Here is a 14,896-nt window from a genome sequence, read left to right as displayed (position 1 = left end):
TTCAGCCGCCGATCGTTGCCTTGCGGGCGTCGATGATCGGCTTGTAGAAGTCGCTGTTTACCTCGGTATAGCCGGTGAACTCGCCGCCTTGGATAGCCGAGAAGCAGGCGGCGTCGGTCTTCGGCAGATCCGTCATGAACTGCTTGAACTTGGCCTTCAGGTCGTCATTCAGGGCGGTGCGCACGACGATCGGGCCGTTCGGGATCAGCGGCGAACGCCACAGTTCGACGAGGTCGTTCATGTCGAGAATGCCCTTGTCGACCATCTTGCGCAGGTTGCCCGACGTGTAACCGTCCTTGAACTCGCCGACGCCCGAGCCGAAGGTCGTGCCGGCATCGAAGGTACCCTTGACGACTTCGAGGACGAGGTTTTCATGGCCACCGCCGAAGCCGGTCTCGCCGAAATACTCCTTCACGGGAGCGCCGATCGTTTCCGGCAGCGTCACGAGCGGAATGAGGTAGCCGGAGGTGGAGTCCGGATCGGCGAAGCCGAGCTTCTTGCCCTTGAGATCCTCGAGCTTGGTGATGCCGGAATCCTTGCGGGCGACCATGATCGAATGATAGCCGGTCGAGCCATCGGTCTGGACCGTCGTCAGGATAGGCTCGACGGCGTCGGCCTTGGCGAGATAGATCTTGGCGTAGCCGGAGGCGCCGAGCTCGGCATAGTCGAGCGTGCCGCCGAGCAGGCCCTGGATAACGCCGTCATAGTCCGCGGCCGGGAACAGCGAAACCTTCTCGACGCCGATGGCGGCCGGCAGCTTGTCCACCAGGCACTGGTAGTTGCGCAGGCGGTCGGCTTCGTTTTCGCCGCCGATGATGCCGACGCGGAATTCCTTGAGATCTTCGGCCTGGACGTGGCCGGCGAGGGCGATGAGCGCAACCGCGCCCAGAAGAGCTTTCTTCAGCATGAGGTTCGTCTCCCGTATTTCCGGCCGCGCCGGATCAGTGGCTGTTTCGATTAGGTACCCTTTACGCGGGCATTCGATCGCGCCGGCCTCAGAGGCCGGCCAGTGCCAGCGGCTTGTAGCCGGCCGATGCTGTTTCTTCCCGGGCGACGGCCGCGGGAATGTTGATGCTTGTCGAGGTCATCGATTCCTCGATCGCCGTGTCGGCGCCGTAGATCGAGGCGACCGCTGCAGCGGTGAGGTCCTTCGGCTGGCCGTCGAAGACGACGCGGCCATGCGCCATACCGATGATCCGTTCACAATAGTTGCGAGCCGTATCGAGCGTATGCAGGTTGGTGACGACGGTAATGCCATCGCGCTCGTTGATGTCGCGCAGCGCGTCCATCACGATCTTGGCGTTCAGCGGATCGAGCGATGCGATCGGCTCGTCGGCGAGCAGCACCTTCGGCTGCTGCATCAGCGCCCGGGCGATCGCGACGCGCTGCTGCTGGCCGCCGGAAAGCGTGCCGGCTGGCTGCAGCGCCGTCTGCTCGATGCCGAGACGCTCGAGCGCACCGATTGCCATGATCCGCTCTTCTCGGCTGAACAGGTTGAGGATGCTCGAGGCGGTCGAGCGATGGTTGAGGCGGCCGAGCAGCACGTTGGTCAGCACGTCGAGCCGCGGCACGAGGTTGAACTGCTGGAAGATCATCGCGCAGTCACGCTGCCAGTGCCGCAGCGCAGAGCCCTTGAGCGACGAGACCTCGACGCCCCCGAATTCGATCGAGCCGGAGGAGGGATCGACGAGCCTGTTGATCATCCGCAGCAGTGTCGACTTGCCGGCCCCGGATCGGCCGATGATGCCGACCATCTGACCCTGCGGTATGTCGAAGGTAACGGCTTCGACGGCTCGCTTCTTGCCGAACTGGCGGGTCACGTTCCTCAACTGAAACATCGGCAGCAGGTCCTCTCTCTCGGAGACCGGTCATCTATTAGCGACCTCTGCCATATCGGCGCTTCATGAAGGCGCGATGTCAGTTTGTTGTCGGTTCTGTTACAGATCACAGGCGCGGTGTGCCTGGGCCTCTCATGATCGCCAACCCAAGCGCGTGAGACAGCTGCGGTTGCTACTTTCTGAGGCTACAGATCCTCTGGACTGGCGCAGGCGACATCAATTTCCTCGGCCTGCAAGTGGATGGCTGGTTGTGACGACCTTCCGATCCAAGGAATCATGCATCGAGTGCATGAGCCATTGTCTCAATTTCATTTGAACCCATTGACCTGCCTTGCGATAACTCCAGCAGACAGGGGCGTGATGGGGAAAGTGCGCGCGGCTTTCCGCTTGAATCCCGCTTCTATTTGTATCCGACGGGAGAGAATCATGGCCGGCAAAAGTCAATTTCAATGGGACGACCCATTCCTCATCGAGGATCAACTGACCGAAGACGAGCGGATGATCCGCGATACGGCGCGTGCCTATGCCCAGGAAAGACTGCAGCCGCGGGTGATCGAGGCCTATCGAGAGGAAAAGACCGACCCGGCGATCTTCCGCGAGATGGGCGAACTCGGCCTGCTTGGCGTCACCGTGTCCGACACCTATGGGGGCGTCAGCGCCTCCTATGTCGCCTATGGCCTCGTCGCCCGCGAGGTCGAGCGAGTCGATTCCGGCTACCGCTCGATGATGAGCGTGCAATCCTCGCTGGTGATCTACCCGATCTTCGTCTACGGCTCCGAAGAGCAGAAGCAGAAATACCTGCCGAAGCTGATCAGCGGCGAATGGATCGGCTGCTTCGGCCTGACCGAGCCGGATGCCGGCTCCGATCCGGCCGGCATTAAGACGCGGGCGATCAAGACCGAGAGCGGCTATCGGCTGATCGGCTCCAAAATGTGGATCTCCAATGCGCCGCTCGCCGATGTCTTTGTCGTCTGGGCGAAGTCGGAGGCGCACGGCAATGCCATTCGCGGCTTCGTGCTGGAGAGGGGAATGAGGGGGCTTTCCGCACCGAAGATCGCCGGCAAACTTTCCCTCAGGGCATCGATTACCGGCGAGATCGTTCTCGACAATATCGAAGTGGGGGAGGAGGCGTTGCTGCCGAATGTCGAAGGCCTCAAGGGGCCCTTCGGTTGCCTCAACCGCGCCCGCTACGGCATTTCCTGGGGAGCGCTGGGGGCTGCCGAATTCTGCTGGCATGCGGCGCGCCAATACGGCCTCGACCGAAGGCAGTTCAATCGGCCGCTCGCCCAGACGCAGCTATTCCAGAAGAAGCTTGCCGACATGCAGACCGAGATCGCGCTCGGACTGCAAGCGTCGCTACGCGTCGGGCGGCTGATGGACGAAGGCCGGATGGCTCCGGAAATGATCTCGATCGTCAAGCGCAACAATTGCGGCAAGGCGCTCGACATCGCCCGCATGGCCCGCGACATGCATGGCGGCAACGGCATTTCCGAGGAATACCAGGTGATGCGTCACATGCTGAACCTAGAGACCGTCAACACCTATGAGGGCACCCATGACGTCCATGCGCTGATCCTCGGCCGCGCCCAGACCGGGCTGCAGGCCTTCTTCTGAGGGGTGCATCGATGGAAGCGCCGCTCAAGGGCATCCGGGTCCTCGAACTCGCCCGCATCCTCGCCGGTCCCTGGATCGGCCAGACGCTCGCCGATCTTGGCGCCGAGGTCATCAAGGTGGAAAGCCCGGCCGGAGACGACACCCGGACCTGGGGCCCGCCCTTCGTGGAGGGTGAGGGCGGCGAGACGCTCGATGCCGCCTATTTCCACGCCTGCAATCGCGGCAAGCGTTCGGTCGTCCTCGACTTCACGACGCAGGAGGGCCAAGAGGCCGTACGCCGGCTCGCGGCGCAATCGGACGTTCTTCTGGAGAATTTCAAGGTCGGCGGTTTGGCCAAATACGGGCTCGACTATGAGAGCCTTCGACAAATCAATCCGCGGCTGATCTATTGCTCCGTCACCGGATTCGGCCAGGACGGCCCCTACGCCCACCGCGCGGGCTACGACTACATCATCCAGGGCATGAGCGGCATCATGGACCTGACCGGCGAGCCGGACCGCGAGCCGCAGAAGATCGGCGTTGCCTTCGCCGACATCTTCACCGGTCTCTACGGCGTCATCGCCGTGCAGGCGGCACTGGCGCAACGTGAACGCACCGGCGAGGGGCAGCAGATCGATATGGCTCTGCTCGACTGCATGACCGGCGTGCTCGCCAACCAGGCGCTGAACTTCCTCGTCTCCGGAAACGCGCCGCGCCGCCTTGGCAACGCCCATCCGAACATCGCCCCCTACCAGGTGTTTGCGACAGCCGACGGCCATCTGATCGTCGCGGTGGGCAACGACCGGCAGTTCGTGAAGTTCTGCGACGTGCTCGGTCGTCCGGACCTCGCCGCCGACGAGCGCTACCGCACGAATGCCGGCCGCGTTCGGCACCGCGACAGCCTGACGCCGGAGCTAACGGCGGAAACGGCGAGATTTGAACGCGACGCGCTGCTTGCAAAACTTGAGGCCGCCGGCGTGCCGGGTGGGCCGATCAACACGGTTGCAGACGTGTTTGCCGACCCGCAGATTGTGCATCGACAAATGCGCATCGAGACGTCGCATACGGGTGCTACAACCGGCGCGTCGCCCGGGGTGAGGACACCGATCCGCTTTTCCGGTGCGTCGCTGGCGCTCGAGCGCGGGGTGCCACGGCTAGGCGAACATACAGCCGAGGTGTTGGCGGAGATTGGCATGGTCGTTACGATAGAAAAGGGGTGAGGCAAGGTGCAAGGTCATCGGGGTGCGGAAGCTCGCTCCGGCTTCGAGCCATACCGCCCAAGGCGTGCAGATCGGCCGCCCTCCACCTTGAGCCCGCTCGGGCGATAGCCTGGAGATAACCGGAATTGACAAGGCCATACCTCATCTTGGCCGCAAGCATATCCCTCTTCGTTAATTGACTGCGAGGCTCCACAGTCTTTTCATAGGAGATCGTCCCGAAAACGAGCAGGCGGCTGTCAATCCGGGTCGCGCGGCGAAAATGACGGGTCATTCTCGGGTGGAGAGGCATCCAATGGTCGATTGGCACCCCTCGGATGGGCAGAAAAGCCCTTCCCGAATCGCACGGCAATTGCCCAACGCAATCACGGCGCTGGCGCTTTGCTCGGGCTTGATTTCAGTTCGTTTCTCAATTGAGAAGGAGTTCAACTATGCGCTGGCCGCAATCGTCGCCTCAGCCGTGCTTGACGGCCTCGATGGCCGACTTGCCCGGCGGCTTCACGTATCGTCACGGTTCGGAGCCGAGTTCGATAGCCTTGCCGATTTCCTCAGTTTCGGCGTTGCGCCGATCGTGCTTCTCTTCTTTTGGGCCGACGATGCGATAACGGCCCCAATAAGCCTGTACCTAGTGGCATTCGCCCTTGGCTCTGCCATACGCCTCGCGCGTTTCAACGCGCAGTCCGACCCGGTAGAGGCGGCCTGGCGCAAGGCCTATTTTACCGGCATGCCAACGCCGAGCGCTGCGCTCGCCGTCCTTCTACCGGTTTCGATCACGGTGCCGACACCAAGCGCAATGCAATGGATCGGACTCTACACCCTGATGATCGCACTGTTGATGGTGTCGAGGATTCCTACCTTCTCCGGAAAGAAGTGGGCTATCGGATCGTCCGGATTGGCGGTGACTGGCCTTTTTGGAATCGTTGCGGCGCTATCAGTCGTGGTCGTCCTCTATCCGCGCGAGCTCTTGGTAACCCTTACGCTTCTGTACCTCTGCTCCATACCGGTCAGCTGGTTCAATTTCCGGCATGATCAAAGGGTCAATGATAGCGTTCCGGTCGACACGTGGAGGCGATGGATTTGATCCGATCCGCCAAAAATCATACGGCCACGCCCTGCGAAGGATCGAAAGCAGCTTGACCAAGCGGCATAACGGGGCTGCCGGCATGCCTGTTCCCGCGGGCTCGAGCCCTGTTCGCAGAGATGACGGCAAAACCAATGAAGAAAACCATGCCGGGGTCTGCACTCCCGGCGGCGAAGGAGCCGGCGACCACGGAAGCCAGGGCGGAGGCCCGTATACTCGAGACCACCGCATTTGTCTCGTGATCCAGAAATCGTTTGAGCCTTCCCATCCCCCTGAACACCATCAGCAACAACGTTGCCATCATCAAACCGCCGACGAGGCCAAGCTGTGAAGCGACCGCGATCGGCCAGCTCGATGCACGTGAACTGCCAAGACCAACGCCGAGACCGCTCGTGTCCGCGAATGCCTGGAGACTTTTGATGTTCCAGTAAGCTCGCTCTTGGCCGGATGCGGACGCGGCCTTGTTCAAGATCATGGAATCCATCAGGTGGACAAACGGAGCGAGAAACTTTTGATCGTAAATAACGATGGTCAGGATTGTGACGCCGGCGACTGCAAGTAGCGCAACAATCAAAATCTCGTCCTTGTCAATGCGGGCGGACAGAAACGAGCGGAGGATGGAAAGAGCAACGGGAATACCCAATATTGCCAAGCCGACATAGGCGGTCGCGGATGTAGAAAGGACCACTAGCACCAGCAATACGGCGGCCAGTGCCTGGGCCAGCCGAGACTTGGTCTCGCGCCAATAAACATAACAGAACGCAAGACAGATGAGCGACAGGCTGCCAAAGGTTGATGCCTCCGAATTGGCGCCGGTAATCCGCCAAAAACCACCTTCCATAGTCTCTGTGAGCATCGCGTAGTTGGCTGTCCGAATGGGCTCTAGGACGTCGCCGGCCCCGGTGATCTTGCCAACAAAATCAAGCAATCCCATCCCAGCGTGAAGACCGCACAAGAGGAAAAAACCCCGTCGAACTGCATGTATCGTGTCTGCATGGAGAAGCAGGACGCACATCGCAATGGCGGTAAGCCCGCCCAGAACGAAATAGCCCGTTTGTGTGATATTGCCCGATACCGGCGCAAGCGAAGCTTCCACGACTCCACGGTGTAACGTAGACTGAACGAAGACGCTCGTCTGTCCCGCGAAAAAGCGCGGAAACAACCATGCACCGACGATGGCGTAGATCATCAGACCACAGAGCACCCAGAGTGGTCGATTCTTGCCGAATACGTTGCCAAGCTCGCGCCAAATCCGCCGCCTCGCAGCGACGACGGTTAACAGAACAGCGGCGAAAAGGGTGTAGATCAGCGGCGAAGAACCCCCAACTGCTACGAGCGTCATGAGTGCTGTCGCGCCGAAAGGCAGCGAAGCAATGAGGCCGATGATCAAGGGGGCCCGTCCAAAATACCCGACCAGCAGGATTCCCGCGCAGACTAGAAAACCGATAAGTGAGATCTGCATGGGCTGCAAATTCCGATTCTGTAACGCAGACCAAGATGTCATGCCTTGACCCAGAGCCAGCCTCGAGAAGATGTCGATAGCTCCGGAGTCTGACGTGCGGAGCCCGGCTATTCTGAAGGCAGTTATTCGGTCCTGGGACCGCGCCCTGGTCAAACATTTTGTGCAAGCTTGTCTGGTTTACTCTGCAATATCCTCGGCAAATGATTTGTGACAGGCAAGCGCGCCAACTGGAGTAGTAGACTGAAACGGGGCAAGGACTCTACGCCATAATTCGTAGGCGGATTCTCTGCGCTTCATCCCATCGGTGGTGACTCCGAACATTGCGCATGCTCAGGCGGCCAACGGCTCGTCCGGGCCATTCTGAATGCCGCGCTCCGGAGGTAACAACACCGCAAAATTGGGTAGCCCGCTGCGCCATCAGCACTGCCGCATACGCCAAGTGACCGATCTTGCGGCACTGGGAGGCTCCGATTTGCGCGCTTGGCAAACAGAGCTGAGAGCATCAACTGTGCCGAGGAGATCAAACCGGTCGAAACCCCGGCGGTTATAAACCAGTGCACATGATCTTGCGTTCAGGTGTAAGCTTTCGTCAGAGATAAAACCCACCTTGGCCCGCTTTCCGGAGGTGCGGGTTGTGATTGCGTTCCTTGCAGGCGCTTTTTGGCACAGGTAGAACCGATCAAAGGACGCATCCTGCGGCAACCTGCTGTATTCCAGCGTTTGGGCCACCGCTAAAGTGTCAGCGGAATCGAGGCCCTTTTTAGCTTGGCAATTGCGTTAGTCTCTATAAATGTCATGCATGTTTGTATTCCTATGCTGGAGGCGCGCGACGCGCATGTTGTAGAACCGATAGCGAATTTTTGGTGGATTATGAAAAAGAAAAAAATGATATTCATCTGCGAGAACCCGAACAACATCGGAGATCTTTTTCTTTTACTCCAGAATTTGGAATTCACCGGCGACAAGGATATCCTTGCGCTCCTTAGAACATACGGAGCTATCGCGCCACATATCCGCAAACCGCTGGAGGATCGTGGGGTTAAACTCGTCGATGGTAGAAATGCTCTGAGTTTTTTGGTCGCCTGTTGGGGATCCGACGTCGTGATCGGCGGCGGCCAGATGATTCGTGACAACGTTTCTCTGAGAGGATTGGCGATCCTGTTTGTGGGATTGGTTCTGACGCGCCTTTCCGGTGGCAACGTGAAAACCCGTGGAATGGGTGTGAGCCCAATCCGGAAGAAACTACTTAAAATGTTGTGGAAAAAAGTCCTACAACTTTGCGATAAGGTTGTTGTCCGAGACATCGCGTCCGTTGCAAATGGCTCACGGTTAGTTGCGCGGCCGAAGATAGAACTCGCTGCTGACATGGCATTTTTGCCCAGCAAGCAAAATAAAAGATTACGCAATGCAGCCGATGCAAGGCCGACTCAATCGGGGTGTGTTATCATTGCGCCATGCATTGATGAAGAAAGGGAAATGGGAGGAACTGCGTTCAACGACTTGGTTGCGGCACTTAAGCAAGTATTTCCATCTTCCAAATTCGTCATTTTATGTCACGATATAAGAGAGGAAATGGATAAACGTGCTGCAAGGATCATTAAGAGCCAATCTGGATTGGGTGATGCGCAAGTGGCCGCTCCTCATGATTTGGACACGGTTCTATCCTACTACGAACAAGCTCACTTCGTAGTGACCAACAGGCTTCACTCAGCAATTTTCTCCTTGTTGTCTGGTCGCCCGCTGCTTGTGTGGGCGGATAATAGCGAGAAGTTGAATGGTGTTTGTGCAGAATTTTACATTCCCTCGTTGAAAAATGATGATACAGCAGAAAAAATAAAGGAAACTCTAGCGGCGTCCCTGAGCTTCAACAGAAACCAACGAGATGCCGCCTTAAGGAATAAAGTAGAATTATCGCGAAAGAATATATATTGAATTCCATTTTCGAATTTCCTAAGTCTTATGCAGAGGCGAGTTCGTTTCCGACGGTTAAGGTTGCAGGCGGGTGAAAGCGGCTGAAGCAGCTCGATGACGAAAATGCGCTGCTGAAGAAGATGGGTCGCGGATCTAACACTGGACCGTTGCAGGACGTCATCAAGCGAAAGCTCTAAGGCCTGCACAACGAACTTTGAGGCCAATCTTCCAGCAATCCCACAATCAGTCATCTGCCAAAAGGCTAGGCGGACGGCCATCGAAAGGAGTAGCAAAGACCGCGATTCCTCAATTTCGCCGAATTGCCGCAGCGTTCGCGGGGCGGCATGCTCCGGCGCTTCCAACAGTGAGGTTTCGTGATGTGTATTCGGCTCGCAATCGGAACAGTGTGTTTGCTAGCCACGGTCGCCTCGGCCTCTGCGGACTTGCTTTGGGGCGTCAACGGCCATCCAATCACCGCCTATCCCGGCACCAGAATCGAGCGCCAGCTCGATTTTCTCAGGGATCTCGGGATGAAATCTTATCGTGTGGACATTTCCAGTGCGGGCAAGGCACCGGAACTAGCCGCTCTGGTGAAAGAAGCAAAAGCGCGCGGCATAGATATTCTTCCAGTGATCACCCCTGGTGGTATGGACCTCGACAACAAGAGTGCCGACGAGCTTTACGACAAGGCCCACGAACTCGCCGTCACGCTTGCTTCCCAATTCAGGGAGGATATCCGCGTCTGGGAACTCGGAAATGAAATGGAAAACTATGCAATCATTAAGCCCTGTGAAAGGCGGGACGACGGAAGCCAATATCCCTGCGAGTGGGGACCTGCCGGTGGAGACGGCCCCTTGCATTACTACGGTCCGCGCTGGGCTAAAGTGAGCGCCGTTTTGAAGGGCCTGTCAGATGGCATCACTGAAGTCGACCCAAGCATCCGCAAAGCGATCGGCACGGCCGGCTGGGGGCATGTCGGAGCCTTCGAACGTATGCGGCAGGACGGAATCAAGTGGGATATCTCCGTGTGGCATATGTATGGCCAAGACCCGGAATGGGCGTTTAAGAGGCTGGCAGAGTACGGCCGCCCGATATGGGTGACCGAGTTCAACAACCCCCTTGGAAGTCAGCGCAGTGCACAGGAGCAGGCTGACGGACTGAAGCGAGCCATGACGCGCCTGCGCGAGTTGCAAGATAGGTACAAGGTAGAAGCCGCGCACATCTACGAACTGCTAGACGAGACCTATTGGGCCCCCAGCTACGAAGCCCAAATGGGCCTGATAAAGTTGATCGCCAAGAGTGACGGCGGCTGGACGACAGGGGAACCCAAGCCGGCTTACGCCGCGGTCCGGGATCTCATCCTGGGGAAGCGTCCACTGCCGCGCCCCCGGAGAGACTGCGACATAGCAGAAATCAGGCCCGCCGATCCCCCCCCGGTCCGCCAGGCGCGTTTTGCCTATTGCCTTGTACTGGGGCACAGAGTCGACACGGAAGCTATCGAGCGATCGGCGGACGCGTTGCGGGTGGGCGAGACGAACTTGACGAAAATGATCCTCACTTTGTTGAACTCGGACGACTTCAACGGACGATACGCGACCTTTGGCCTGACCGACCGCTCTTACATCAGTTTTCTCTATCTCCTGTTCGTGGACCGCCCAGCCGACCCACAGGGGCTCGACAGCTACGCCAGACATCTGAATGGCGGCACTATGAGGCGGGAGGACGTGGCCTTGGGCCTGATGCTATCGAGTGAATTTCAGTCGAAATACGCAGCTCACCTCGACAACGACCCATGACGTCTGCCATACGAGGGCCGGCTGATGAGGGACCGCGGAATTGCCCTTCGTTTTCTCACAGTGACATTGCGAATTCGCTTCACGCGCCCTTTTCTAACGATTCTTGGTTCACATGCAAAGCCCGCCCGAACACCCGCGACAGCCGTTCGGCAAAGGCGCGGGGATCGTCAGGCTTGTCACCGTCGAGAACGCGTGCCTGGTCGAGGAGCAGCTTCACCGCATCCTCCCTGAACGTGCCGTCTTCCGCACGGCAACCAGCAAGTGCTGCGATCAATGCGTGGCCGGGATTGATCTCCAGTATGGGCTTTGCCGCGCCTTCGATGCGGCCGGCGCCCTGCAGCATCTTCTGCAGCTGGCGGTCCGGGCCGTGTTCCGGGGCGACCAGGCAGACGGCGCTTTCCGTCAGCCGGTCTGAGGCCCTGACGTCCGAGACCGCCTCGCCGAGCGTTGCCTTGGCGAAGGTCACGAATTCGGCCACCGCCGGACTGGTCTCGGAAGACGTGGTCTCGGAGTCCTGCTTTGCGATGCCGGCGAGGTCCGCGGCCCCCTGGGTGATCGACTTGAAGGGCTTGCCCTCGAAATCCGGCGCCGTCGTTACCCAGAAACTGTCGACCGGACACGTCAAGAGCAGCACCTCGATGCCGCGGGCGCGGAAGCCCTCGAGCTGCGGCGACGCCTGCAACTGCGCGAGATTGTCGCCGGTGAGATAATAGATCGCCGACTGGCCGTCTTTCATGTCCTTGACGTAATCGCTAAGCGCGCGCGGCTTGTCGTCGGAAGCGGTGGTGCGGAAGCGAGAAAGGCCAAGGAGCTGCGTGCGCCGCTCGACGTCCTCGTAGATGCCCTCCTTGATGACACTGCCGAAGTTCTCCCAAAGCTTGGCGAAGGTCTCCGGCTCGTTCCCCGCCAGCTTTTCGATGCTCGTCAGCACACGGTTCGTCAGGCCCTTGCGAATGCTCGCAAGCAGCGGACTTTCCTGGATCATTTCGCGCGACACGTTGAGCGGCAGATCGGCGGTGTCGACCAGGCCGCGCACGAAACGGAGATAGCGCGGCAGCAACTCCGCCTCGTCGGTGATGAAGACGCGCTTCACATAGAGCTTCATGCGGCCCTTGCGGTCAGGGTCGAACAGGTCGAACGGCTTTGAGCCAGGCACGAAGGCGAGCACCGTATATTCGTGGCGACCTTCGGCCCGGAAATGCACCGTGAGCGCCGGCTCGTCATACTGGCCGGCAACGCCGCGGTAGAAGTCCGTGTAGTCTTCCTTGCTGATGTCGTTCTTCTGTTTGGTCCAGAGCGCCGTGCCGTCGGCAACCTGCGCGGCTTCGGCGCCGGGCTTCTCGACGATCGAGATCGGTACGGGCACGTGGCCCGACTGATCCTTGACGATGCGCTCGACGGTCCAGCGCGACGTGTAGGTTTTCGCGTCGTCCATCAGATGCAAGGTGACGCGCGTGCCGCGCGCCGGCGCATCGGCGGGTTCGACCGCGGAAACAGTGTAGCTGCCCTTGCCGTCCGATGCCCAGTGCCAGGCCTTGTCAGAGCCGGCGCGGCGGGAAACGACGTCGACATTGTCGGCGACCATGAAGGCCGAATAGAAGCCGACGCCGAACTGGCCGATCAGCTGCGCGCCATCCTTGCCCTGTGCCGCCTCGATCCGCTCCATGAAGGCGCGCGTGCCGGACCGGGCAATGGTGCCAAGCGATTCGACCAGCTCGTCGCGGCTCATGCCGACGCCATTGTCCTCGACGACGAGGCGGGCGTTTTCCTCGTCCAGCGTCAGCGTGATGCGCGGAGTGGGGTCGCTGCCGAGCAGCTCCGGCGCGACAATCGCCTCATAGCGCAGCTTCTCGCAGGCGTCGGCCGCGTTCGAAATCAGTTCGCGGAGAAAGACGTTCTTGTCGGAGTAGACCGAGTGCACCATCAGATGCAGCAGCTTCGCCACATCAGCTTCGAAGACATGTTTCTCTACGGACATTTCGACTTCACTCATTGTGTTGCGGACCTCCTTTGATTTCTGCCCCAATTGGCAAGGCCCGCGAGGAATTTCAAGGGTCGCCTTGCGAGGCCACCGTTTCGGTGCGATGCTAAACGCCGGAAGCGTCGCCAGAATGCTCGACGCTTTCTTTCGAAGCACTCGAAGGAGGCGGCTTCGAAGGACAGGGGTACGCGGCCAGGAACGTTCGTTCGCATGCGGATGACAAATCGCCGTAATACACCGATGCTAAGCTCTTCGAGCCGGTGAAGTCGGGAAGCTTCACAGTAATCGATGCCAAGCAATATCCGAACCCCTCTCGCTTCCTGCGCGGTTGCCGCACTCTTCGCGGCGCGGCGGCGCGCGACAGAAGTAGCGGCGGTCTAGCGCCATGGATGCGATCCTCGTCGTCAACGCCGGTTCATCGAGCCTGAAGTTCCAGGTCTTCGGCATCGCAGACGCGAAACTGACGCGCCAGGTGCGCGGCCAGATCGGCGGCATCGGCACGCGGCCACGCCTGCAGGCGAAGAAGGCGGACGGAACGGTTCTAGTCGATCAGAGCTACGCCGCGGAAGCGGTGAGCGATCTCCCAGCCGCCATTGCTGCAGCACGCGAATGGCTGCTGACGCTCGACGGATTCGAGCTGCGCGCGATCGGTCATCGGGTCGTCCATGGCGGCCCCGACTACGCGCAACCTGTGCTGATCGACGCGACTGTGCTCGACCGTCTCGCCAGCTACCAGGATCTTGCGCCCCTTCATCAGCCCAACAATCTGGCGCCGATCCGGCTCGCCATGGAAATCACTCCCGACGTGCCGCAGGTCGCCTGTTTCGACACGGCCTTTCACCGAGGGCACCCGGAGCATACCGCTTGCTACGCCCTGCCGCGCGCGTTTTATGACCAGGGCGTGCGGCGTTACGGCTTCCATGGCCTTTCCTACGAATACATCGCCGAGCGGCTGAGCGAGATTGCCCCCGAAGCGGCGCGCGGCAAAGTCATCGTCGCGCATCTCGGTAGCGGCGCCTCGATGTGTGCGTTGCGCGACGGCCGTAGCGTCGAGAGCACCATGGGCTTCACCGCGCTCGATGGCCTGCCGATGGGAACACGGCCGGGTCAACTCGACCCGGGCGTCGTGCTCTATCTGATCTCGGAGAAGGGCATGAGCGCCGATGCCGTCTCGGACCTTCTCTACCACGAGGCCGGTCTCAAGGGCCTCTCCGGCATTTCGAATGACATGCGTGAACTCTTGGCGAGCGACGACCCGCGCGCTTCCTTCGCGATCGCCCATTTCGTGCACCGCTGCGGCCTCAACGCAGGCATGCTCGCGGCGGCGCTCGGCGGCATCGACGCCTTTGTGTTCACGGCGGGTGTCGGGGAGAACTCAGCGCCGATCCGCGCACGGATCGCCGAGGGTCTCGCCTGGCTTGGCGCGGAACTCGACCCGGCGGCGAACGACGCCGGCGCCGCGCTGATTTCGACCGCCACGAGCCACGTCGCGCTCCACGTTGTTCCGACCGACGAGGAGTTGATGATCGCGCGCCATACGCTGGCGGTCATCCATAGCCGCGCCACCTGATTCACCGGAGATACGCACATGTCGACTGCCACCGTGAAGGCTTCTCGAAGGCCGCAGGGGCCTCATCGTCGGCATCGCCAACGACCGCTCGATCGCCTGGGGCTTCGCCCGCGCATTCCGCGCCTTCGGAGCGGAGCTGGCGATCACCTACCTCAACGACAAGGCCAAGCCCTAGGTGGAGCCCCTGGCGCGCGAGCTCGGGGCGCCGATCTTCCTGCCGTTGCGTGCACGCGATCTCTCCAGGCGCTCTGGCAACCCGCGCCGCCTCCGGCATTACTGAGTTTGATGCGCTCCTGGAGAAGACGAAGGTGAAGTCACCGACCCGTGAACTGGTCGACATCGACGACCTTGGCGTCGCGACGGCCTTTCTCGCGCATGATGCCGCACGGCTGATAAACGGTCAGACGCTCTACATCGATGGCGGCTATCATATCATCGATTGATGAT

10 protein-coding genes and 1 pseudogene are annotated in these 14,896 nt (G+C 60.0%); 7 read left to right on the top strand and 4 right to left on the bottom strand.

Annotation, left to right across the window (positions count from 1 at the left end; translation table 11 throughout):
• Position 1: 1 nt before the first annotated feature.
• Both phnD and phnC read right to left on the bottom strand, forming a co-directional pair.
• Positions 2 to 907: a phosphonate ABC transporter substrate-binding protein gene (gene phnD, locus CO676_RS10890; RefSeq protein WP_014761821.1), complete on the bottom strand. Its 906-nt coding sequence runs from the start codon at positions 905 to 907 to the stop codon at positions 2 to 4.
• 88 nt (positions 908 to 995) lie between these two features.
• Positions 996 to 1,838 carry a phosphonate ABC transporter ATP-binding protein gene (phnC, locus tag CO676_RS10885; RefSeq protein WP_097520914.1) on the bottom strand — a complete coding sequence of 281 codons (843 nt, stop codon included), beginning with the start codon at positions 1,836 to 1,838 and terminating at the stop codon, positions 996 to 998.
• A gap of 426 nt (positions 1,839 to 2,264) precedes the next feature.
• Here phnC and CO676_RS10880 point away from each other — a divergent pair, with 426 nt between their 5' ends.
• The 3 genes from CO676_RS10880 to pssA all read left to right on the top strand — a co-directional run bounded on the left by CO676_RS10880 (position 2,265) and on the right by pssA (position 5,729).
• Complete coding sequence (locus CO676_RS10880; protein ID WP_097520912.1) at positions 2,265 to 3,452, top strand: acyl-CoA dehydrogenase; 1,188 nt, start codon at positions 2,265 to 2,267, stop codon at positions 3,450 to 3,452.
• An 11-nt stretch (positions 3,453 to 3,463) separates the two neighbouring features.
• Positions 3,464 to 4,651: a CaiB/BaiF CoA-transferase family protein gene (locus CO676_RS10875; RefSeq protein WP_097520910.1), complete on the top strand. Its 1,188-nt coding sequence runs from the start codon at positions 3,464 to 3,466 to the stop codon at positions 4,649 to 4,651.
• 292 nt (positions 4,652 to 4,943) lie between these two features.
• Entirely contained in the window at positions 4,944 to 5,729 is a 786-nt protein-coding gene (pssA, locus tag CO676_RS10870) for a CDP-diacylglycerol--serine O-phosphatidyltransferase (RefSeq protein ID WP_179875451.1), read from the top strand.
• 16 nt (positions 5,730 to 5,745) lie between these two features.
• On the opposite strand, the gene CO676_RS10865 is transcribed toward pssA, so the two are convergent.
• Positions 5,746 to 7,191: a hypothetical protein gene (locus tag CO676_RS10865; RefSeq protein ID WP_097521238.1), complete on the bottom strand. Its 1,446-nt coding sequence runs from the start codon at positions 7,189 to 7,191 to the stop codon at positions 5,746 to 5,748.
• 813 nt (positions 7,192 to 8,004) lie between these two features.
• Between CO676_RS10865 and CO676_RS10860 the strand changes: the two genes are divergently transcribed.
• Positions 8,005 to 9,123: a polysaccharide pyruvyl transferase family protein gene (locus CO676_RS10860; protein ID WP_179875450.1), complete on the top strand. Its 1,119-nt coding sequence runs from the start codon at positions 8,005 to 8,007 to the stop codon at positions 9,121 to 9,123.
• Positions 9,124 to 9,479: 356 nt separating this feature from the next.
• A complete protein-coding gene (locus tag CO676_RS10855) occupies positions 9,480 to 10,898 on the top strand; it encodes a DUF4214 domain-containing protein (RefSeq protein WP_097520904.1) in 1,419 nt (472 codons plus the stop codon).
• Between the two features lie 79 nt (positions 10,899 to 10,977).
• Here CO676_RS10855 and htpG read toward each other — a convergent pair whose 3' ends face one another.
• On the bottom strand, positions 10,978 to 12,891 hold the full coding sequence (gene htpG / locus CO676_RS10850) for a molecular chaperone HtpG (protein ID WP_097520902.1): 1,914 nt from the start codon (positions 12,889 to 12,891) through the stop codon (positions 10,978 to 10,980).
• A gap of 373 nt (positions 12,892 to 13,264) precedes the next feature.
• Here htpG and CO676_RS10845 point away from each other — a divergent pair, with 373 nt between their 5' ends.
• Both CO676_RS10845 and CO676_RS10840 read left to right on the top strand, forming a co-directional pair.
• A complete protein-coding gene (locus tag CO676_RS10845) occupies positions 13,265 to 14,449 on the top strand; it encodes an acetate kinase (protein ID WP_097520900.1) in 1,185 nt (394 codons plus the stop codon).
• Positions 14,450 to 14,513: 64 nt separating this feature from the next.
• A pseudogene (locus CO676_RS10840) lies at positions 14,514 to 14,892 on the top strand (SDR family oxidoreductase).
• Positions 14,893 to 14,896 lie beyond the last annotated feature (4 nt).

The organism is Sinorhizobium sp. BJ1 (assembly GCF_002531555.1).
Lineage (GTDB): Bacteria > Pseudomonadota > Alphaproteobacteria > Rhizobiales > Rhizobiaceae > Sinorhizobium > Sinorhizobium fredii_B.
Note: the sequence above shows the minus strand (reverse complement) of the source record. Positions and strands in the feature narration are given on the sequence as shown.